We start from the raw sequence: 20,183 nt of genomic DNA, 5'->3' as shown, positions 1-20,183 counted from the left end.
TTTCATAAACAAAATTATCAATTGCTAGCAGCACTATATGCTACATGTCGTTTCTCAATCCGTTCTTCAATTTCTTTCATATTCTCTTTATTAGTTAGTAGGGATTGTTTATTTTCTATTAATAATTGTTTAAAGGATTTTCTCACTTTTTTTCGCATGTTTATTTTCCTCCTTGGGGGATGGTTTATATAAAAGATAACTTGAAACTTTAATCAATGAAAGGATGTACCTTCACTAATTATTAGCCTACATCAATCGGGCCTTTACAGGGAGTTACTCTTCCATCATCACTCTTTATTCAGCGATAATATTGATATAGAAGTCCCACCGCCCGTTAATGCGGGATAAGGATTTATCTGTGTAGACTTATAATAATTGATTGTTGTGAAATCCATTTGAACTTCACATGAAAATTCCGTTTATTTTCTGACAACTTTGTGAACAAAAAAAGAAAGACCGATTCATTCTAAATCGGTCTTTCTAGTATTTATAACATGTTTATTAATATTTCAGGTCTTCCCCAATCCATTTCGTTACATACAAAGCGTAGTTTTTCTTCGTCCATTGTGTGTAACCCTTCTTCTAACGAACATGAAATTGGAACTTCACAATGAATTTGCGCTAATTGTAAAGAGATATTTAAATTCTCTAAATCACTTTCAATTTTTGTACGCTGCGCTTTCGTTAATGATGCTATATTTTCTAGTACTGCCGATACTGTGCCGTATTCTTGAATAAGCTTATACGCTGTTTTTTCACCAATACCTTTTACGCCTGGATAGTTATCACTCGTATCTCCCATGAAAGCTTTCGCATGGACAATTTGCCAAGGTTCTACACCTTTCTCTTCCATGATTTTTTCCGGTGTGTAATACTCGTAATTTCCAATTCCTTTACGAAGAAGCATAACTGTAACATTCGTATCAACCAGTTGAAGTAAATCTGTATCACCTGTCAAAACATAAACTTCTGCCTCATTGCAATATTGTTTTGCAAGCGTACCAATACAATCATCCGCTTCATAACCTTTCATGCCTATTACAGGCATAGATAATTTCGCAGTCATTTCTTGCACTAAATCAAATTGCGGAATTAATTCTTCTGGCGGTGCTGCACGATTTGCTTTATAATTCGAGAAAGATTCCGTTCTAAATGTCGTACTTCCCATATCCCAGCACGTTACAATGTGCGTTGGTTCGATTGCTTGTGTTGCTGTTAATAAATGCTTCATATAACCATGAATCCCGTTCGTTGGGGTACCATCTTGTCGTTTCATAAATTGTCCGTAGACACTTGTTGCGTAAAAAGCACGAAATAATAGTGCCATACCATCAACTAATAATACTTTTTTCATAATTCCTCTCCTACTAACAAAAAATAATAACCCCACGTTATCACGTAAGGTTATATAAATAGATTACCATTCTACGTTTTTTCAACTTTGTCTATTATACATTGTTTTTATATATTTAGCATCATTAACACATTAAGACGTTCTACTGCAACAAGTATGAAGTATTCCTGAATACGTATTTTTACCTGTTGAAACAACTACAGCCTTTGCATTTCCACCAATAATATTAGTACCTTTAAAACATACATTTTCAAGTTCAAGTGGATTATAGTCTTTCATCCGTTTTAATGGAATAAATCTTTTACGTTCAAGGTGGTAGCAACTTTCAAATTTCTCAACATTTGCATCGTTCCCTGTCAATACAGATTCATTTACTAATAAATCATTTGCATAAATGATACGTACATCTGCCGGTACTATATCACCTTCTGAAAGAAAAATCATATCTCCTGGTACAAGTTCTTGTACTGGTAACTTCATCATTTTCAGTTCGTTATTTAGCCCTGTACTACTAGCACATTCTACTCTAGACACAGTAATTGTTTCACATTGCAATTGATCACGCACATGTTGTTTTGAAAAACCTGGAATCATTCCACTTAACTTCATTATTACTTCTGCAATACGCGCTCTTTTTGAAGTTAATTCATTTCGACCGTATACTTGAATACGTTTTTGCGCCTCTTTCATAGATAATCCGTCTCTTGTTGTTTTAAAATACGCAAATACAGATTTTACATCTCTTGTTGCAATTTCAATTAATAAATCTTTATTTTTTTGAAGCATTGTTTGTTCTTTCATTGATTTTTTACTTTGTTTATATGACGTGTTACCCACAGTTTTGTTTACATATAACATATTATCGTCTCCTCCTTTACAACATAGGAAGAAACGCTTTGTTTCTCAATTTATCCACTTTACCGTGAAAGTGTCTAGCGCTTAATTATGTATATAAACGCTACATTATGATAAATATAGAGGGAGGAACAAGTCGTTTCCTGCCTACATCATATATTTTTGATTTGAAGTATATGGGTAACGGAACCGAGTCAGAATTTGACATGCTCCTCACCTCCTCGTTTATTTTTATAGTTTATACTATGAAATGACTCATAGATTGGTAACAAAAAAGACCCTTACTCATAAGAGAGCAAAGGTCATTGCATACACAAATAAACGATTCCTAATATAATTAGAAATCTACGGACCTCTCCCTCGCCGAGTTTTAGCACTGTATAGCATAGGTTCATTACCAGCTACGTTAAGAAAAACCTTAATTCGATCATTCCTGTTGACCCATTGGCGTCTCTCGACATTTTTGGGCAGTAGCATTTCTCTATACAGGAGCCTCACCTAACAGAGACTTATTTTAATTACATAGAAAATGTTACTCTTATTTAAAATAGATGTCAACACTTTGTATGGAAACTTTTCCTTATTACAGAAAAGCCCTCTCTGTTGTTAGCCTATTTTCTCATATATAGTACAAGTTAGCGAACGAAAAAACTTACGTATAAAACGTAAGTTTTTAGTAAGTTACACAACCAGCAATTACAATACCAATTGAAAGTGATAAAAACATAAGAAACAGGCCGACTGCTTGATTATCTTCTTCAAGGCTTTTATTTATATTAAAGCGTGGTGTAAGCCACTCAGCTAAATAATAAACAATAATTTGGGCCAAAATACCAACCGCTCCCCACGAAACCATATCCAAAAGTGAAATGGAATTAGCGGCCGTTGAATATAAAACGATAGCTAGCCCGAGTACCCTTCCTCCAAGTACATAACTGACCGCTTTGTTACCCTGAGCCATTAACTTAAATTCTTTCACTTTCGTTGTCACTTCCATAAGGAACAAACCTATACATAAAAGTGCGAGTGATACTGCTAAATATAGTAAAAAATTAATCATTTATTTTCCCCCTTCTTAATACCTACTGGTAAATAATAAGATTCATTTCCTGTAATCTTTTCCCCAGCACGTATACCGATACTGCTCGCTTTTCCAGCGATTAAAAACGCCCCAAACACATACGATAGTTTCTCCACTCCTTTTTCAGTTTCCAAACATACAACTGGAAGCTCTATATACTTTTGAAATATCGGCAATGACGTTTTATATGTTTCATGTGCATTTCGAATCATAATATTCGTGTCTTTATCGCGAATTGTAATTGTGTCACCTTCCCTACCAAACGAAGGTTTTTGAACGAAAGAACCTTTTCCTAAAAATAAATCTGGTTCTAAATATGTAGGTAGCATATATTCTTTAACCCACTGTTGTTCCTCATCTGTATAAAAAGCCCCTTCTTCTGCTAATCCCCAAATAAGACACTGAATTGATTTTGGCTGAAGTAAAAAGGCAGACAAAGGATTTATAATAAAGAGATTTCCGTCTTTTACAAGTTGTAAAAGTTCGACACCTACAAAATCTCCAGTTTCAGGATCTTGATCCTCAATCAAATCTTCTATCGGATACGTTTGGCGGTACAACACATCAATTTTCACACCGTCATTATCTACTAATGCATCCTTTGTAATTCTAAGTTCTGACATTGGAATCACTTTATTTTCAACATGACATAGCTGACTCAAATACATAGTCGTATTCCAATCCTCTATATGTTCATGATGTGCTGTAAAAACGACATTTGGATTATCTATTCCCTTTACAGCCTCCATTACAGCTTTCGTAATACCAGAAGATAGTAACCGCTCTTGATTTATATTTGGATCATCGTAACCGAATTCTTCACAAACCTTTCCATTCATTTGAAAGCATTCCATAATAAAAGTTGGTGTATCACTATTAAATTCAAGCATTTTAATTTGATTATCATCAGTTAAGACAAAATCAAATCTTGAAATGATAGATTCAGGATACAATTCTTTCATTCTAATAAAAGGTAAACTTGCAGGTGGAAATCCAAGTTCAAGAAGCTGTTCGTCACATAAATTGCGCAGAAGTCTAGCAGTCTTAAAAAATATTTTCCCCATTCGTTCAGTCGCTATTTGTATTTGTTTCATAGTGCGAAACGTTATTGGAAACATATGAAACAAACTATATTCACCTTCATATAAATCCGCCCAAAAATTCGGATATTTCGAATAAAACTCATTTCGCTTTCTTTTGTATTGCGACATATTTTAGCCCCCAAATCCTCCCTTTGAACCGCTTCCAATTCCACCTTTAAATTCCGCAGACGATTGATACGATTTAAACGCCGATGAATTTTTAAAAGTGGATTTATTTTGATAGTATCTCCCACCATAGAAGTAATGTCCACGATAACCTGAACTACTATCATCACACTGCCATACCCCAAGTTCATCATCCCAATCCCAATCTGAACAACTATTATCATTCGGTTTTGGGGGAAGATCTTGTGCGCAGCCAAATAAGGTGCCCGTCATTAAAGACGTGACGACACCACCTACTAGCCATTTCGTTTTTGTCACCCTCGCACTCCCCTTTTTAAATTCTATTCCTATTATATAGCAGAGCATGATAAAGTAGAAGAAAAAGGAAGAAGAGGGTAACTAACTGTTACGATTTATTTAACCGATTATAACCAATGTTAATTAAATATATCAGTAAGCCCTGCTAGTCAAGTGATTGGCTAGTAGCGAGGGTTAACTGCGGGCAATCCCTAAAGCTGATTGAACTACAACGTGGCTAGAAATAGCGAGCGTGAATGTCGCGAAAGCAGAAAAAATCAATCAGATGATGCAAGGTTAAATCCTAAACATTAAAACAATGGGTCTTCCGCCTCGAATCATCTAAGTCAAAAGTGATAAGATGAACGTTCAACGACTATCTCGTATAACTGACGAGAGTACATCACAAGCCTATGGTGCTGGAAAAATCCTCTATCTCTAAAGAGATAAACATATAGTCTGCGCTCATGTGAAAACATGAGAAGTTCATAAGAGAACTGGCTAAGGAATTGCGCCCTTAGTTGAACGAGATACATTTAATTAAATCTATCAAACCTCATTGAATATATCGAACATACGTGCTATTGTAGGTTCAATGAGGTAAGAATAATAATGAAATTTTTACGAGTTAGTCAAGTATCAGAATTAACAGGTTTGCATCCGAGTAGTCTTACGAGAATGCTGGTGGAACACGCTACTATTCAGAGGAATCCATCTTTCATTATCTAAAAGGTGAGTGTCCGAATAATCGCACAGTAAAGGAGTAGGCTTCTGATGATATTGGCGAAGAAAGTTAGACTGATTCCAACGCCTGAACAAGAACAAGTGCTTAGAAACCATGCTGGTGCTGCAAGATTTGCTTATAACTATTGTAAAAGAATGAGTGATAGATACTATAAGCTATTTGGAAAATCTGTTTCACAGTTAGCTTTACAGAAACGATTTACAAAGATCAAAAAGCGAAAGAGATATGAGTGGTTAAAAGACATCAATGCACAAGTTCCCAAACAGGCTTCAAAAGACTTTGATACGGCGAGAAAAAATTCGTTCAAAAAGTACAAAAATGGTTATCACACTTCTTATAAATCCAAAAAAGATTTAATTCAAGGATTTTATGCCAATTATGAAAGACTGGTTATAGGAAAGAAAGTAGTTCATATTAGTCTATTGGAGAAGTGAAAACAAGCCAACAACTACCAAGAAATAAAAAACCATCCAATTCAAGAGTTACATTTGATGGTCGTCACTGGTGGATTAGTGTAGGGTTCCAAGAAGACTTTGAATTACAAGAACTAACCAATGAGTCGATTGGTGTGGATGTTGGTTTAAAAGAGCTGTTTGTAGCTTCTAATGGTATGAAAGAACGAAATATAAACAAAGATGCTAAGGTTAAAAAACTTTTGAAAAGGAAAAAGTCAGCGCAAAGCGATATGTCTAGGAGATTTAAAAAAGGTGTGAAAATTCAATCTGCCGGATATGAAAAAGCGAAAGCTGAGCACCTGCGGTTATCTAGGAAAATTATGAATATACGAAATAACCATATCCATCAAGCAACAGCTAAATTGGTGAAAACCAAACCAATGAGGATTGTTGTGGAAGACTTATCTATCTCAAACCTGTTAAAAAACAAAAAACTATCGAAGGCACTTTCCTTTCAAAAATTAAACTTCTTCTTTCAATGTTTGTCATACAAGTGCGAGAAGTATGGCATTGAGTATGTAAAAGCTGATAAATGGTTCGCTTCAAGCAAGATTTGCTCATGTTGCGGAGTTAAATACGACCATTCAGTTCAACCAGAAGGACAGTGGAGTTTAAAGATTCGTGAGTGGCGTTGTGTTCCATGCAATAGCCATCACGATAGGGATGTAAATGCTTCGATAAATTTATCAAGATGGGTAAAATAAATGCTTGATAATAGGAGGTAACGATACTGCCTCGTGTGGAGTGTTATACCCCTCGTCCCTTCCGGGTTGCGAGAACACGATGAAGCACTAACTTGTGTAAATTTGATTGAATTATATAGATTTAGTTAAGTTTATCGTATCGGATAAAATGCGCTTAGAATATCGACTTAATGATGAAACGAAAGGGTATCCTGCTTTATGGAACTACGCCAATATTTCTAATTCTGAAATTATCGCACGCATGACTTGTGAATATTTTATTAAAGAGAAAAATACTTATGTTGTTACTGCAACTTCGGTTGATCCAGACGGAACAGCAGTTATTTATATTCAAAAAGAAGTTTTCGCCAATGACCCTTCAGACCCTACATACTCCCACATCGGTTTTGAAATTAGAGAACTAAGTGAAACGAGTTCAAGCTTAGTAGATAGTCAAGATGTATGGAACTACGAAGAAATTTTACCATCTCTTCATTCAGATATTATATATATTCAGCGAGACGGCATGTCTATGGAATTCTCCTTGGATTCAAGAGAGATTGATGAAGACAGAAAGTGCTACATTTATTACGGAAACTTCACAGGTGAATCAAGATAATATTGATATATCTATGCAACAAAAAAACCTTACGTATAAAACGTAAGGTTTTTATATAGCCCCACATATGCCGTTCTCTCTAGATGTCCATAAACCTGCTCTCACAGGTGGATGCTCTCACAAATGTTTGTAACTTCCTTCTTAAAAAGATGGCATGTTAGCTACATTTAAATATTGAACTTCCATATTAAACTTATTGGTTTAAGACATGCATAAGCTACGTACACCGTAGGAATTTTATATAAGGTTAGTTGAAATAAGACCCCCGCACGTGCCGCTCCTCGTAAATGTCCAAAAACCCGCTACTCGCAGGTGGATGCCCTCACAGTTACCGTACATCTTCCTCCACAAGGAAGGCTTGATGATGGTCGCTAAATATTGAGCTTCCGTATAACTAACATCGGTTTTAGACATAAATAAGTTACGTACACCGCAGGATGTATTATTTACTTGTCGTTATATTATCACATTGTTTCCAATGTGTAAAATACAAAGTTTTTCGAGCAATCTCTTGCTTGTGACCTTATTTTAATACAAATTATTTTTGCATGCAAGTGATTAATCTTCTTCTTTTGCAATTTGATTTTCTGGATAAGAAATCCAATCACTCCAGCTACCTGCATACAATTTAACATTTTGGAATCCAGCCAATTTTAACGCAATGATATTTGGACATGCCGTAACACCAGAACCACAATATACAATGGTTTCCTTATCTTTCGACAGATTTTGGAATCGTTCTTGTTGCTCAGCTTCATTCTTAAATTGTCCTGATTGCAACATTCCATCCTTCCAAAAATAGTTTGCTGCTGTCGGAATATGTCCTGCTTTATGATCGACAAGTTCCTCTACACCAGCATAACGTTTCGGCTCTCTTGAATCAATTAACGTAACATCTGCACCTGCCTGGATATTCTCTCTTACTGTTTCCAGCGATACAAGCATATGATCTTGTATGTTTGTTTTGAATGTTTTTCGTATAACAACAGGAATTTCCGTTGTTGTCAGTAGTCCATTCTCTTTCCAAACCGGGAAACCACCATCTAATATATATACTTTCTCATGTCCTACATAGTTACATAACCACCATAAACGAGCAGCATTTGCACCAGCTTGACTGTCATACGCAATTACTGTCGTATGTTCATCAATACCAACCTCCGAAAGCTTGTCCGCAAACTCTTCAATGCTTGGCAACGGATGGCGGCCACCATGTTCTGCTATAGGACTTGATAAATCTAAATTCAAATCAAAATATAACGCATGAGGAATATGTTCTTCTTCATACTTTTCTCTACCCCAATTAGGATTCGCTAAATCAAAACGACAATCGATTACACGGACGTTCTCATCTTCTATATGCTCACGTAACCATTCGACTGTAACTATCATCTTTAACGACCTTCTTTCTCTTGTAAACGACTTACATACTCCATAACCATTTCTTCTGTAACATATTTACGCTGTAAGGTAACACCATTTTTTGCAAGATCATTAATTTGCTTTGTTACAACATTAATGACATCAACCGAAAATTCTTTCCCATTTGACGCAAGAGATACGGCTGCTTCAATAGCTGCTTCACGCTGCGCATCTAATTGTAAACATGCTTTTACACTTTCATTTTGTTTACGAGAATGTGCTGTAATTGCTTTATGTACTTCCATCTTCTCTTCCCCCTAAATAAGTTATACGTTCTAATTCAATTCCATTGCAAGCCGAATCATATCACGGCATACAATGCCATTTTCAATAATCTCTTCTTCATAATGCTTCGAAAAGTAATCAAAATCAATAGAAAAAATACGAAATCCACATTTTTGATATAAAGCAAGTTGTGAAACACTAGAATTGCCTGTACCAATTTCAAGTTTTGACATACCATATCCTTTAGCAGTTTCTACGGCATGCCTTAATAGCTTCTTCCCAATCCCTTTTCCTTGCAAATGCTCTGCAACCGCAATATTCATGATTTCCATCGTCTTCGGCCTTGTTTCCAAAAGAACATACACACCGATGACGCTGCCCCCTTGCTTTGCTACGTATGTTAACCCTCTTTGTACATATATAGCTATTTGCCGTTCACTTGGATCAGCAAGTAGCAATAAAGACTTCGGTATAGCCTCTTTTAAAATACGTTCTATTACAAAAGGCATAAAAAATCCCCCCATCTCTATTGTTCTAAACCCTCCTTGTCTACCATAAATAATAGAAAGGAGGGATTCACCATGGACAACAATGAGAAAAAATGCAACGTCATCTCTATTGATGGAAAGAAGAAGAAAAGCGACACGTATTCCTATCCAAAATTAGTAGTTGAAAATAAAACATACGAATTTTCTTCATTCGTCTTATGCGGTGAAACACCAGATGGCAGACGACTCGTTCTTACTCATATGATTTCTACCGATGAATTTGCTGGATTTGTCAAATCTTTAGATACTGTACTGCAAAAGAAAATTGAACGAATCTTTTTCTCATAACGACTATATAACATAAATTTCTTTTTCAATCTCTACTAACTGCTTGTGCAATTGTTCTTTACTTTGTTCATATAGAAATACATCGATCGTTTCAGCCAATGCAAACAATATACTTTCATAATAGTTCATCACATCTTGTTGCATCGCTTTTTGGAATAAGTTCCACTTCATATCCCATTCTTGCTTATAATGATGAACAAATAAATCTTTTTCATCGGCTACATAGTTTGATACAAGCGGTTCTAATACAGATTTAGCGTCTTCTTGCATAAAAGCTTTGTCATTCTTTTCAAAAAAGCTTTTCTCATTTTTAAAATGTGCCAGTGCTTTTTTGAAATCTTTTATTTCAACTGAAGGGAACGGTTCTTTATGTGTAATATCTTTATATTCATACTCCACTGTTCCATTCATAGAAATTGATTGATTTTCTACTTTACAGTTCACTACAATTTCGTCCTTTGCACGCTTCATCGCTTCGTCTATCCATTTTTCAAGACGTAATGATGTCGCACGCATTTCTTGTAATAAATCATGCTGAATAAATGCTACTAATTCCATAACACACTGTTGCAATTGTGTTTTCACATTTCCATCCGTTCGAAGTGACGCCGGATTAATAAATTCAGTAAACACATCGTTATAACGTAGGAATAGACGCTGTTGCACGTAATAAAGCAACTCTTTCACTTCATTTTGCATCGCCTGTTCTTCAGCAAGTACACTATATGATGAAATGATATGAAGTAGTTGATCACGCTCTGCTTCATATTTTTTCGTTTGCTTCTCTTTCTCTTCATTCCCCTGCTTTGCACCATTTATCATGTTTACTAAAAGCTGATCTGCCCCTTTCAACGCACCATATAGAGCATGCACAGAAACAAGCATTAAATCTCTCATCATAAAGGACGTAAATGATTCCTCAAACTTAGTAATTCCAGAGTTTTGTAAAATACCATACTTCTCTTTTTTAACATTCTTTCCTTGTTTCTCTTCAAGCGCACATAAACTTGAAATTGCAAATAAACGCGGATTTCTAATACCGTATTGCAGTAGCTGATCTGCGATATAACCTTTTACCATTTCAAGTTCTTCTTCAGACTCTGCTAAATCCGCCGCATTAATTAAGAAGAACATTTTATCAAGAGCAAAAGTATCCTTTACACGACCAAGCTGAATTAAAAATTCACGATCAGCACGAGAGAATACATGGTTATAATATGTTACAAATAAAATAGCATCTGCGTTTTTAATATACTGGAATGCAACATCAGTATGGCGAGCATTAATAGAATCCGCTCCAGGTGTGTCTACAAGCGCTACTCCCTGCCTTGTTAAAGCACAATCATAATAAAGCTCCATATACTCAACGAAGCATGATTTTTCTTCATTCGCTACATAATCAGAGAACTCTTCTAATGTGACTTGTACTTGTTCTCCTAAATAAGTAGAAACTGCATCATACCCTTTTTGTACCGCTCGTAAAAAGCTAAATGTTGTTTTTTGCTTCCCAGTCGGTGAAGGATATTTCATAACTTTATCAATTTGTACTAACGCCTCATCTAACGTAGTAATCTCATAATGAAACAGCTTATAAACAGCTTTCATATCTTCTAATAGAGCTTGCTTTGATTTGAATTGAACCATTACTGTTCCGTGTGGTTTTTCCTCTGTAACCGGCAAAATTTGATTAATCGTTGCCGTCGTCGGATTTGGTGATACAGGAAGTACCTTCTCACCAAGTAAGGCATTGGCAAATGATGATTTCCCAGCACTAAAAGCTCCGAATAACGCTACTGTAAATTGTTTCGTTTCCACACGACGCCTTTTTTCTATCACCTCTTGCTGTACATGTTTCAGCGCTGGCAATGGCTCTAATATCATTTCAGCTTTCTTCACTTTCTCTAATATACGCTGAATATTTAAAGCTGCCGTTCCTTTTATCTCTTCTTCATGAGCCGCTACATTATCATTTACAATTTCCTGCTCTTGTAGTGTGAATTTCTCACTAACAATTTGTTTTTCACGTTGCAATATCTCCTCTATTTGCAATCCTTCTGGTGTAGCAACACGCTCGTGCCAAACATTTTGTAAATAACTTTCATATGTCTCTAAATTGTTACTGTATTGTAATTCCGTCTCTTTTGCCGTTTGCAACATCGTATATTTTTCAATCTCTTCTTCCATACGAGCAACTGCTTCCTTCACTTTTTGCTTTAAAACGACTGCACTTTTATCAAAAATTTGCTGTGCTTTTGTAAAATAACGTTTCTTCAGTTCATTCGCTACATCCGCTGTATAAAGAAGTAAGTAATCACCTGTGAAACCTGCACCTTGTTTAATGACTTCAGCTAACATTTCTGGTCCAAAAGCAATTTCTAAAGCATATATGTCTTTCCCAATTTCCTCCGTGAACAATCCTTCTTCTTTTAAGAAGGCTACAATAAATTCTTTCACATGAAAATCAAGTTGCGTTTCAACAGTCTTTTGAAGGGCAGAATAAAACGCCTCTACACGTCTTTGTTTTTCTTGCTCCGTCTTTCCTTTCGCAAATAACAAACCAACTTTAAACTTTGTTAATTTCGTTTCTAAATATGCATTTGCCAATTCTCTCATTTCAAATGGCATTAAATACGCGTTATCTAATATAGCTTGTAAACCTTTTATAAATTCGTTTCTCACATGAGATTCTTTACTAGCCTCGTGATGTTTAGTTTCCGTTAGCTCTTCTTTCTTTTCAACTATTTCTGAAATCGAAAGCGGTGATGCTAACTCTTCCTCATATGTCAAAAGAGCTTTTTCATTTTCAGAAACAATAAACGAGAAATGTTCTCCCATTAAATATTCTGTTTCTCGCTCCATTCCCTCTCTTACATACTGCTCTTTTTCTTTCATAATAGAAGTAATTAATGTTTCTAAACTTCCAATTTCATTATGTTGATGGTTCATCATTCGTAATGACGTATAATAAACTCCATCTACTTCAATATCCCAGTTAGAGAACGATTGTTTCACACTATCTTTATAATCCTCAAATGATAATTCATTTTCTTTATGTTTATCTATTTGATTTACAACGAGATAAACCGTTTTATTACGTTGTTTCAATTCTTTGACAAATTGCAAATTCACTTCCGATTGGACGTGATTATAATCCATCATATAAAAAATTACGTCTGCTAGATGAAGTGTCGATTCTGTCGCTAGTTGATGGGCATCATCTGTCGAATCAATTCCTGGTGTATCAACTAACATAACTCCCTCAGGAATTGGCGCATCATTTCGATAAATATGAACACCAATTACCTCATCGCCATCTTTACAAATCTGTTTTAATTCTTCTGCTGAATATGCACCGTCATATTCGTACTGTTCTCCAGATTTGACCGTTACAACAACACGATCTAATCCCTTTTCAATTTTGACGACGTTAGCGCTTGTCGGAATCGGACTTGTTGGTAACAACTGCGCTTTATATAGATGATTCATCATCGTTGATTTCCCTGCCGAAAAGTGGCCGCAGAATGCTATCATAAGCTGCTCTTGTTTATATTTTTGAATCACTTCAAACAACTTTAAGCTATTCTCTGCATCCCCGTGTTTTTGCCACTCTTCATAAAAACAAACAAGTTTTTTCATACCGTTTGTCTGTACTATGTTTGTCATCCCCTTGTTCCCCTTTATCCAAGATGTATATACTTTTCCCCGCTATTTGCGAGCTCTTAATCAGTGAGAGATGCATCTCCCCATTGATTACAGTTTCACTTTACTATCATACTAAATTTTCAGCATATTCTCATTAAAAATAAAAAATCCCTTTCATTCTTTTTACAAATGAAAGGGATTTTATGTAATTTTATTCATTTTGCTGTTCCTACTCCATTTAAAACATATTTCGCAATAACTGCATATACAGCAACTGTACCTGCTACTAATGCATATACCATACTCGCGCACCAACCTTTTTTGATAATGATTATCACTTTTGAATACATTTTATCATTAAAGAGAATCATTATCAACAAATTTCTAAAAAAGAAAGCTCCTTCGGGAAAAGGAGCTTTACTGCCTGTTTTAAAGAAGTTTAAAACTTGCTGTGCACTCTTATTATATCTCATAATACACATCTTAACAGTTTTAAAAATTGGAAATCCCCTCTATCCCCTCCCCCTTACATTTTGTATAATAAAAGGGAATTACTTATTAAGGAGGAAAATAATGACACAAAATCTCACGCAAGGCGAGAGGATACACTCAATTGATATCATTAGGGGAATAGCTGTACTAGGTATTTTTCTTGTTAACTGGCCTATTATTGCTGGAATTGACTCACGTGATCTTTCAGGAGTTTATGAGGGACTAGATAGTTATATCCGTCTAATTTACGATATGTTTATTCAAACAAAGTTTTATACTATCTTTTCGTTTTTATTCGGACTAGGCTTTTATATTTTTATGACGCGTGCTGAAGCGAAAACAGATCGACCAAAAACTTTATTTGTTCGTCGCTTACTTATTTTATTATTATTTGGTTTCTTACATTATGTGCTTTTATGGGACGGAGACATTTTACATACTTATGCAATCGCTGGATTTTTCTTATTTTTATTTTATAAGAGAGAACCTCGTACCATTTTAATATGGGCAATTGCTTTATTAAGTATTTTTCAATTTCTTATACTAATTGCTAGTATTAGTGTTGCCTTAATGTCAAAGGCTGAACTTGGATTCTCCTTACCAGTCATGCCACTTGAAGACTGGGTGTCACAAATACAAAATCGTTTCCATGCATTTTATGCTGATGGAATAGTATTAAATATTACAATGCTCCCAGAAACAGTTGGGCTATTTTTACTTGGTTTATACGCCGGTAAAAAGGATATTTTCCGCCGCACGAAAGAGTTAGATACAAAACTTAAAAAATGGCAAATTATTACGTTCATTTTAACATTACCAATGTGGTTCTTCATGGTCCGTTACTTCTTATCAAAACCATTTTATGAACCAATTTATATGCAGGCCTTTACAATGTTCAGTGGAAAAACATTATTCATCTTCTACATTTTCACGCTAATGCGTTTATTACAAAAAGAAAAATGGCAAACATTATTACGCCCATTCCAATACGTTGGACGAATGGCGTTAACAAATTACATCTCACATACAATTGTTACATTACTTGTATTCGGACTATTGTTCAAAAATGATTATCTTGCTCCATTATGGGTAGGACCTCTATTTTGCATCAGTTTTTATACGTTACAAATCTTTATTAGCCGCTGGTGGCTTTCACATTATCAATACGGGCCACTTGAGTACATTTGGCGGCTTGGTACATATGGGAAAATGATGCCACTTAAAAAGAAAAGCAAGGTCTCATAATGAGACCTTGCTTTTCTATGCTTCTCTTACTGCATTTTGCATCGAAACTGGCTCTTCTTTTACTTTCCCTTTTCGCTGCGGCACCATATTAAATACAATATTTAAAAGTACTGCTGATGCACTTCCAAGTACAATTCCGTTATCTGTTAAAATACGAATATTTTCTGGAAGTTGTGAGAATAATGTAGGAACGACTGTAACCCCAAGCCCAATTCCGACAGAGCATGCAACAATTAATAAGTTTTCTTGCTTTCCAAAATCAACGCTACTTAACATTTTAATACCATATGCCATAACCATACCGAACATCGCTAACATCGCACCACCAAGTACTGATTTCGGAATGATTGTTGTAATAGCTGCGATTTTTGGAATGAACCCAAGAACGATTAACATACCACCGCAAGTATAAATAATAACGCGATTTCTTACTCCTGTTAATTGAACAAGTCCTACGTTTTGAGAGTAAGTTGTATATGGAAATGCGTTAAAAATACCACCTAACACCATCGCTAACCCTTCTGCGCGATAGCCTTTTGTTAATTCTTTTTCACCAATCTTTTTATTACAAATATCAGATAACGCAAAGTATACACCTGTTGCTTCTACAATCCCTACACAAGCAACGAGAATCATCGTAATAATTGGCGTTAATTCAAATGTCGGTGTACCGAAGTAAAACGGCTGAATACCGTGGAACCAATCTGCTTCTCCAACAGCTTGCAAGCTTACTTTCCCCATAAACGCTGCAACGATTGTACCGAACAAAAGACCTAATAAAATAGAAATAGAACGGATAAATCCATCAAAGAAACGATACATAATGATGATAAATAATAATACGCCAAATGCTAACGCTAAGTTTTCAAGACTTCCGAAATCTTTGCTTCCTACTCCGCCAGCCATATCATTAATCGCTGCTGGAACAAGTGTAACTCCAATTACAGTAACAACAGACCCTGTTACGACAGGGGGAAATAATTTTACAAGCTTTCCAAATAATTTCGCAAAAATAACAACAAACAAACCGGCAGCAATAATTGCTCCATAAATAGAAGACACGCCGTATTGTTTCCCAATTGCAATCATCGGCCCAACCGCTGTAAATGTACAACCTAGTACAACTGGAAGTCCAATACCGAAAAAGCGATTTGATAATGCTTGTAAAATTGTTGCAACGCCGCACATTAATAAATCAATTGAGACTAAATATGTTAACTCTTTTTGATTTAAGCCAAGTCCGCCTCCCACAATAAGTGGAACGATAATTGCACCGGCATACATAGCAAGCATATGCTGCATACCTAGCGATGCGATTTTAAATGGATGTTGCTTCATCGCTTATTTCACCTCCGCAGTTTCTTGCTGTACAAATGTAACTGTGCCGTTATCAAGTGATGCAATTTCTGCTAGTGACTCAACACGAACGCCTTGTTCACGAAGCTTCTTTCCTCCATCTTGAAATGCTTTTTCAATAACAATTCCAATTCCCGCAATGCTTGCTCCAGCTTGCTCTACTAAACTCATTAAACCCAAAGCAGCCTGACCGTTTGCTAAAAAGTCATCAATGATTAATACACGATCATTTTCATCAATATGAGTGCGAGATAGTGAAATTTCATTTGTTTCTTGTTTTGTAAATGAATATACGTTTGCAACATACATATTATCTTGTAACGTTAACGATTTACGTTTTCTTGCAAAAATTACTTTTACACCCAGCTCTAATGCAGCCATAACCGCTGGTGCAATGCCAGAAGATTCAATCGTCACGATTTTTGTAATGTTCTCTTCTTTAAAACGTTTAGCAAATTCTTTTCCAATCTCTTGCATAAGTACCGGATCAATTTGGTGATTTAAAAATGCATCTACCTTTAATACGTCACCAGATAAAACCTTTCCTTCGTTCAAAATCTTTTCTTGTAATACTTTCATGTTTGTTCCTCCTCTTATGCAATAAAAAAACTCCAAAAGCCGCCACCACTCGTTACAAGTGAGAGACGTGCTTTTGGAGTTTCGCAAAAAAGAATGCTTAACAAGCAAATATATTCGTCCTCACTCATAGTCAAAGTATTTACGGTACTTCGGTAGAAACTTGCAGGCCATATCCCCGCGATTATATGAGTGTAGCTAACTATTTATTTTATAGAAGGATTATAACGCAATTTTTATACTTTGAAAAGTATTTATTAATAAAACACGTACAAATTTTATAAAAACACTATTTTCGTTCGATTTTTGCAAACTCTTACATTCTCTATTACAACTTCGTTAAAATGACTGGTCCATCTTTTGTAATCGCAATTGTATGCTCGTATTGAGCAGATAATTTCCCATCCATCGTTCTTGCAGTCCATCCATTTAAATCAACTTTAGAATAGCGCATACCTACATTTACAATCGGCTCAATTGTAATTACCATGCCTTCTTGCAGCTTAGGTCCTTGTCCCGGTTTACCAAAATGAAAAATTGCTGGTTCTTCATGAATCTCTTTACCAATCCCATGCCCCGTAAAATCTCTTGCAACAGAAAAACCTTCAGCATTTGCATAACTTTCAATTGCAAAACCAATATCCCCTACATGATTACCGATTATCGCCTGATCAATTCCTTTATATAAAGCACTCTCAGCCACTAGCAATAACCTTTTTGTTTCGTCAGAAACATCCCCTACTATATATGTCCATGCAGAATCTGATAGCGCACCATTTAAGTTTACTACCATATCAATTGTGACAACATCTCCCTCATTTAAAGGAACATCGGCCGGAAACCCATGACACATTTCATCGTTTACAGACGCACATATCGCATATGGATACCCGTTATAACCTTTCTGCTCAGATGTTGCACCATGCTTTTCTAAATACACTTCAACAAACGTCTCAATTTCTTGTGTTGTTATTCCTGGTTTTATCATTTTTCCAATTTCTCTATGACATGAAGCAAGTAATTTCCCAGATTCATGCATCAAATCTATTTCACTTTTCGTTTTAATTGTAATCATTCTACCTCTCCTTGCTAAGCTTGCTATTTGCTACTAAAGTTCAATCATACACACCCTCTAGCAAAAATTCCAATTACAAAAGCAAACATCATTTATTTTTATTTTTTAATATGCATTTTTTCGGATGTTTATTTAGTGTTTTTTATTGATATTCACTTATAAACAACGTATAGTGTTACTATACTATTAAAAGGAGGGTTTTTAAAAATGATGCATGCAGGAAGACTACGTCAGCAAACTTTGAACACTAAGTAACTTAATATGTTCAAAGGCTCTGTTTTCATAAAGCAGAGTAAACGGGATTAGTCTGCACATTTTTAATAATCTTCAACGGAAAAGTACACTTTCTACATGGAGAAAGGCAGATATACATCTGTCTTTTTGTCGTATGTTTTTTCATACAAAGAGAGACCTCTATTTCTTATATCCTCGTCTACTCTTAACCACAGACAGAAGCCCGTCTGTGGTTTTTTTATGATTACATCTTCTTATATCTCACTAATTTGATCCTATTGGTGTAGTTAGGGGGAAATGGTAACAGAAAACGTACTCAAGCATTAAGATTAAAATAAGCATTTGGAGGAAATAAAAATGAACACACTTAAAATTAAACAATTAGCAACTAAGGAAGGCCTAAATATCTTAGAAGATTCAATAAAAATCAATGAATCTGGTGTTGACTTTCAAGTAGCACACGCTAAAGAACAAAACGGAGATAAATGGATACTAAGAATTCCTCGTAGACCAGAATCTATGAGACATGTCCTACAAGAAAAAAAGGCATTGGAAATCATAAAAAACCATGCAGGATTCCAAGTTCCTGATTGGTCTATATTCACTGAAGACTTAATTGCCTATAAGCAACTAAGTGGCGTTCCTGCCGCCACTATTGATATAGAACAACAAGGATATATATGGAGCTTTAATGAAAAAAACGCACCATCTGAATACCATATTTCATTAGGAAAAGTTCTAGCGAATTTACACTCATTACCTCAACAAGAATTTAATAATATCGGTATTGAAATTCTTACTGCTAATGAATTAAGAGCTTCTATGGAACAAAGGATGAATCGAGTGAAGGAACAATACTATGTCAATCAAAAATTATGGGATCGTTGGCAAGCATGGCTAACTGAAGATTCTTTTTGGCCATCTCATGTAGGAGTAACGCATGGGGATATACATCCAGGTCATATCCTGATTGATAAGAAAAATAATGTAACTGGCTTAATCGATTGGACAGAAGTAGGGATAGCTGATGTTTCTATAGATTTCACATCACATTATCTGCTCTTTGGGAAAGATGGACTAACAAAGTTAATTAGCTCTTATGACAATGCTGGTGGTAAAACTTGGTCAAGAATGGATGAACATATTATCGAACTTCTAACAACAAGTAGTATCACTGTTGCTGAATATGCTCAAGTGTCAGGTTTGAAAGAGATGCATGAAGCAGCTGTACACATGCTAGCAACTGAAAGTTAATATAGTTACAAAAAAACTTTAAACTAAAAAACAGAAGAACTCTCTTCTGTTTTTTAGTCATTTTTACATATATAATTCATTTTCAAAAACTCAAAACAACTACCGTTCGTCTCCTGGATAAACGTTCCCACTGCTTCAAATCCTGCCCTTTTATATACTTTAATCGCTCTCTCATTAAATGTCGCTACTGATAGTGTTATATAGTTGCAGCCGTATTTTTCTTCACTAAAATCTAGTCCAGCCTTCACGAACTTTAACCCTAATCCATTGCCAGCTATATCAGGTCTCATTCCAAGTCCTATATCAACCGTTTGATTATTCATTTTAGAAAAACTCCAGTAACCAATGAGAGTACCATTTTCCTTCACAGCAAACGTATCGTCTCCTCTCATTTCAGTACTTAAAAACTCTGCTAAATCTTCTTGATCTGCCTCTATATCATAAAAGGAATATTTCCCTTCATAATGCCAGTTGTATGCAATTTCCTCTGCTTCTTTTTGGTTCATTACTGTAAATGTATAATCCATTC

At 35.4% G+C, this 20,183-nt stretch carries 19 protein-coding genes, 2 other RNA genes, 1 pseudogene and 2 riboswitches; of the genes and pseudogenes, 5 read left to right on the top strand and 17 right to left on the bottom strand.

Annotated elements, in window-relative coordinates:
* Positions 1–17: 17 nt before the first annotated feature.
* From JDS81_RS05240 to JDS81_RS05215, 6 genes are all read right to left on the bottom strand, one after another.
* Positions 18–158, bottom strand: a complete 141-nt coding sequence (locus JDS81_RS05240) for an FbpB family small basic protein (protein WP_001228051.1) — start codon at positions 156–158, stop codon at positions 18–20.
* 329 nt (positions 159–487) lie between these two features.
* A complete protein-coding gene (locus tag JDS81_RS05235) occupies positions 488–1,354 on the bottom strand; it encodes a 5'-3' exonuclease (protein WP_097954659.1) in 867 nt (288 codons plus the stop codon).
* A 132-nt stretch (positions 1,355–1,486) separates the two neighbouring features.
* Positions 1,487–2,212, bottom strand: coding sequence for a P-type ATPase actuator domain-containing protein (locus tag JDS81_RS05230; RefSeq protein WP_000967618.1), 726 nt, complete (start codon positions 2,210–2,212; stop codon positions 1,487–1,489).
* Between the two features lie 344 nt (positions 2,213–2,556).
* Positions 2,557–2,722, bottom strand: a riboswitch (M-box (ykoK) riboswitch).
* A gap of 160 nt (positions 2,723–2,882) precedes the next feature.
* Positions 2,883–3,269, bottom strand: a complete 387-nt coding sequence (locus JDS81_RS05225) for a DUF350 domain-containing protein (protein ID WP_000606849.1) — start codon at positions 3,267–3,269, stop codon at positions 2,883–2,885.
* Positions 3,266–4,501 (bottom strand): glutathionylspermidine synthase family protein, encoded by a 1,236-nt coding sequence (locus JDS81_RS05220; RefSeq protein WP_097954658.1) that lies wholly within the window; start codon positions 4,499–4,501, stop codon positions 3,266–3,268. Before JDS81_RS05220 ends, JDS81_RS05225 begins: the two co-directional genes overlap by 4 nt.
* Before the next feature lie 3 nt (positions 4,502–4,504).
* Complete coding sequence (locus tag JDS81_RS05215) at positions 4,505–4,816, bottom strand: hypothetical protein (protein ID WP_000169030.1); 312 nt, start codon at positions 4,814–4,816, stop codon at positions 4,505–4,507.
* A 753-nt stretch (positions 4,817–5,569) separates the two neighbouring features.
* Here JDS81_RS05215 and JDS81_RS05210 point away from each other — a divergent pair.
* Positions 5,570–6,699, top strand: a pseudogene (locus tag JDS81_RS05210) (RNA-guided endonuclease InsQ/TnpB family protein).
* Between the two features lie 148 nt (positions 6,700–6,847).
* Positions 6,848–7,297, top strand: a complete 450-nt coding sequence (locus JDS81_RS05205) for a hypothetical protein (protein ID WP_001235522.1) — start codon at positions 6,848–6,850, stop codon at positions 7,295–7,297.
* Positions 7,298–7,351: 54 nt separating this feature from the next.
* On the opposite strand, the gene ssrS (JDS81_RS05200) is transcribed toward JDS81_RS05205, so the two are convergent.
* The 5 genes from ssrS (JDS81_RS05200) to JDS81_RS05180 form a co-directional block, all read right to left on the bottom strand.
* Positions 7,352–7,535, bottom strand: a non-coding RNA gene (ssrS, locus tag JDS81_RS05200) — 6S RNA.
* A gap of 21 nt (positions 7,536–7,556) precedes the next feature.
* Positions 7,557–7,739: non-coding RNA, 6S RNA (gene ssrS, locus JDS81_RS05195), on the bottom strand.
* A gap of 116 nt (positions 7,740–7,855) precedes the next feature.
* A complete protein-coding gene (locus JDS81_RS05190; protein ID WP_097954500.1) occupies positions 7,856–8,689 on the bottom strand; it encodes a sulfurtransferase in 834 nt (277 codons plus the stop codon).
* A 2-nt stretch (positions 8,690–8,691) separates the two neighbouring features.
* Positions 8,692–8,964 (bottom strand): YpbS family protein, encoded by a 273-nt coding sequence (locus JDS81_RS05185; RefSeq protein WP_000451820.1) that lies wholly within the window; start codon positions 8,962–8,964, stop codon positions 8,692–8,694.
* 30 nt (positions 8,965–8,994) lie between these two features.
* Complete coding sequence (locus tag JDS81_RS05180) at positions 8,995–9,453, bottom strand: GNAT family N-acetyltransferase (RefSeq protein WP_097954499.1); 459 nt, start codon at positions 9,451–9,453, stop codon at positions 8,995–8,997.
* A 72-nt stretch (positions 9,454–9,525) separates the two neighbouring features.
* On the opposite strand from JDS81_RS05180, the gene JDS81_RS05175 reads away from it, so the two are divergent.
* On the top strand, positions 9,526–9,780 hold the full coding sequence (locus JDS81_RS05175; RefSeq protein WP_000369740.1) for a DUF3931 domain-containing protein: 255 nt from the start codon (positions 9,526–9,528) through the stop codon (positions 9,778–9,780).
* 3 nt (positions 9,781–9,783) lie between these two features.
* On the opposite strand, the gene JDS81_RS05170 is transcribed toward JDS81_RS05175, so the two are convergent.
* The gene (locus tag JDS81_RS05170; RefSeq protein WP_097954498.1) at positions 9,784–13,443 is read right to left on the bottom strand and encodes a dynamin family protein; all 3,660 of its coding nucleotides are present in this window, start codon (positions 13,441–13,443) and stop codon (positions 9,784–9,786) included.
* 194 nt (positions 13,444–13,637) lie between these two features.
* Positions 13,638–13,895 (bottom strand): hypothetical protein, encoded by a 258-nt coding sequence (locus tag JDS81_RS05165; protein WP_001270161.1) that lies wholly within the window; start codon positions 13,893–13,895, stop codon positions 13,638–13,640.
* Positions 13,896–13,995: 100 nt separating this feature from the next.
* On the opposite strand from JDS81_RS05165, the gene JDS81_RS05160 reads away from it, so the two are divergent.
* Entirely contained in the window at positions 13,996–15,159 is a 1,164-nt protein-coding gene (locus tag JDS81_RS05160) for a DUF418 domain-containing protein (protein WP_000193176.1), read from the top strand.
* A gap of 15 nt (positions 15,160–15,174) precedes the next feature.
* Here JDS81_RS05160 and pbuX read toward each other — a convergent pair whose 3' ends face one another.
* The 3 genes from pbuX to JDS81_RS05145 form a co-directional block, all read right to left on the bottom strand.
* Positions 15,175–16,497 carry a xanthine permease PbuX gene (pbuX, locus tag JDS81_RS05155; RefSeq protein ID WP_000809217.1) on the bottom strand — a complete coding sequence of 441 codons (1,323 nt, stop codon included), beginning with the start codon at positions 16,495–16,497 and terminating at the stop codon, positions 15,175–15,177.
* Positions 16,498–16,500: 3 nt separating this feature from the next.
* Positions 16,501–17,094, bottom strand: a complete 594-nt coding sequence (locus tag JDS81_RS05150; protein WP_000866492.1) for a xanthine phosphoribosyltransferase — start codon at positions 17,092–17,094, stop codon at positions 16,501–16,503.
* 107 nt (positions 17,095–17,201) lie between these two features.
* A riboswitch (purine riboswitch) is annotated at positions 17,202–17,303 on the bottom strand.
* A gap of 116 nt (positions 17,304–17,419) precedes the next feature.
* A complete protein-coding gene (locus tag JDS81_RS05145; protein ID WP_016108094.1) occupies positions 17,420–18,166 on the bottom strand; it encodes a type I methionyl aminopeptidase in 747 nt (248 codons plus the stop codon).
* Between the two features lie 591 nt (positions 18,167–18,757).
* On the opposite strand from JDS81_RS05145, the gene mphL reads away from it, so the two are divergent.
* Positions 18,758–19,654 (top strand): macrolide 2'-phosphotransferase MphL, encoded by an 897-nt coding sequence (mphL, locus tag JDS81_RS05140; RefSeq protein ID WP_001094126.1) that lies wholly within the window; start codon positions 18,758–18,760, stop codon positions 19,652–19,654.
* Between the two features lie 53 nt (positions 19,655–19,707).
* Here mphL and JDS81_RS05135 read toward each other — a convergent pair whose 3' ends face one another.
* Positions 19,708–20,181, bottom strand: a complete 474-nt coding sequence (locus tag JDS81_RS05135; RefSeq protein WP_000386700.1) for a GNAT family N-acetyltransferase — start codon at positions 20,179–20,181, stop codon at positions 19,708–19,710.
* Positions 20,182–20,183: the final 2 nt, after the last annotated feature.

The sequence above is a fragment of the Bacillus cereus group sp. N31 genome, from assembly GCF_016483245.1.
Taxonomy (GTDB): Bacteria; Bacillota; Bacilli; order Bacillales; family Bacillaceae_G; genus Bacillus_A; species Bacillus_A toyonensis.
The sequence above is the reverse complement of the archived record's forward strand: the minus strand, read 5'-3'. Positions and strand labels throughout refer to the sequence as shown.

What these genes read in the sequence shown, in the direction of transcription:
- JDS81_RS05240 (WP_001228051.1), bottom strand. Translation starts at nt 158, where the DNA reads ATGCGAAAAAAAGTGAGAAAATCCTTTAAACAATTATTAATAGAAAAT.
- JDS81_RS05235 (WP_097954659.1), bottom strand. Translation starts at nt 1,354, where the DNA reads ATGAAAAAAGTATTATTAGTTGATGGTATGGCACTATTATTTCGTGCT.
- JDS81_RS05230 (WP_000967618.1), bottom strand. Translation starts at nt 2,212, where the DNA reads ATGTTATATGTAAACAAAACTGTGGGTAACACGTCATATAAACAAAGT.
- JDS81_RS05225 (WP_000606849.1), bottom strand. Translation starts at nt 3,269, where the DNA reads ATGATTAATTTTTTACTATATTTAGCAGTATCACTCGCACTTTTATGT.
- JDS81_RS05220 (WP_097954658.1), bottom strand. Translation starts at nt 4,501, where the DNA reads ATGTCGCAATACAAAAGAAAGCGAAATGAGTTTTATTCGAAATATCCG.
- JDS81_RS05205 (WP_001235522.1), top strand. Translation starts at nt 6,848, where the DNA reads ATGCGCTTAGAATATCGACTTAATGATGAAACGAAAGGGTATCCTGCT.
- JDS81_RS05190 (WP_097954500.1), bottom strand. Translation starts at nt 8,689, where the DNA reads ATGATAGTTACAGTCGAATGGTTACGTGAGCATATAGAAGATGAGAAC.
- JDS81_RS05185 (WP_000451820.1), bottom strand. Translation starts at nt 8,964, where the DNA reads ATGGAAGTACATAAAGCAATTACAGCACATTCTCGTAAACAAAATGAA.
- JDS81_RS05180 (WP_097954499.1), bottom strand. Translation starts at nt 9,453, where the DNA reads ATGCCTTTTGTAATAGAACGTATTTTAAAAGAGGCTATACCGAAGTCT.
- JDS81_RS05175 (WP_000369740.1), top strand. Translation starts at nt 9,526, where the DNA reads ATGGACAACAATGAGAAAAAATGCAACGTCATCTCTATTGATGGAAAG.
- JDS81_RS05170 (WP_097954498.1), bottom strand. Translation starts at nt 13,443, where the DNA reads ATGACAAACATAGTACAGACAAACGGTATGAAAAAACTTGTTTGTTTT.
- JDS81_RS05165 (WP_001270161.1), bottom strand. Translation starts at nt 13,895, where the DNA reads ATGAGATATAATAAGAGTGCACAGCAAGTTTTAAACTTCTTTAAAACA.
- JDS81_RS05160 (WP_000193176.1), top strand. Translation starts at nt 13,996, where the DNA reads ATGACACAAAATCTCACGCAAGGCGAGAGGATACACTCAATTGATATC.
- pbuX (WP_000809217.1), bottom strand. Translation starts at nt 16,497, where the DNA reads ATGAAGCAACATCCATTTAAAATCGCATCGCTAGGTATGCAGCATATG.
- JDS81_RS05150 (WP_000866492.1), bottom strand. Translation starts at nt 17,094, where the DNA reads ATGAAAGTATTACAAGAAAAGATTTTGAACGAAGGAAAGGTTTTATCT.
- JDS81_RS05145 (WP_016108094.1), bottom strand. Translation starts at nt 18,166, where the DNA reads ATGATTACAATTAAAACGAAAAGTGAAATAGATTTGATGCATGAATCT.
- mphL (WP_001094126.1), top strand. Translation starts at nt 18,758, where the DNA reads ATGAACACACTTAAAATTAAACAATTAGCAACTAAGGAAGGCCTAAAT.
- JDS81_RS05135 (WP_000386700.1), bottom strand. Translation starts at nt 20,181, where the DNA reads ATGGATTATACATTTACAGTAATGAACCAAAAAGAAGCAGAGGAAATT.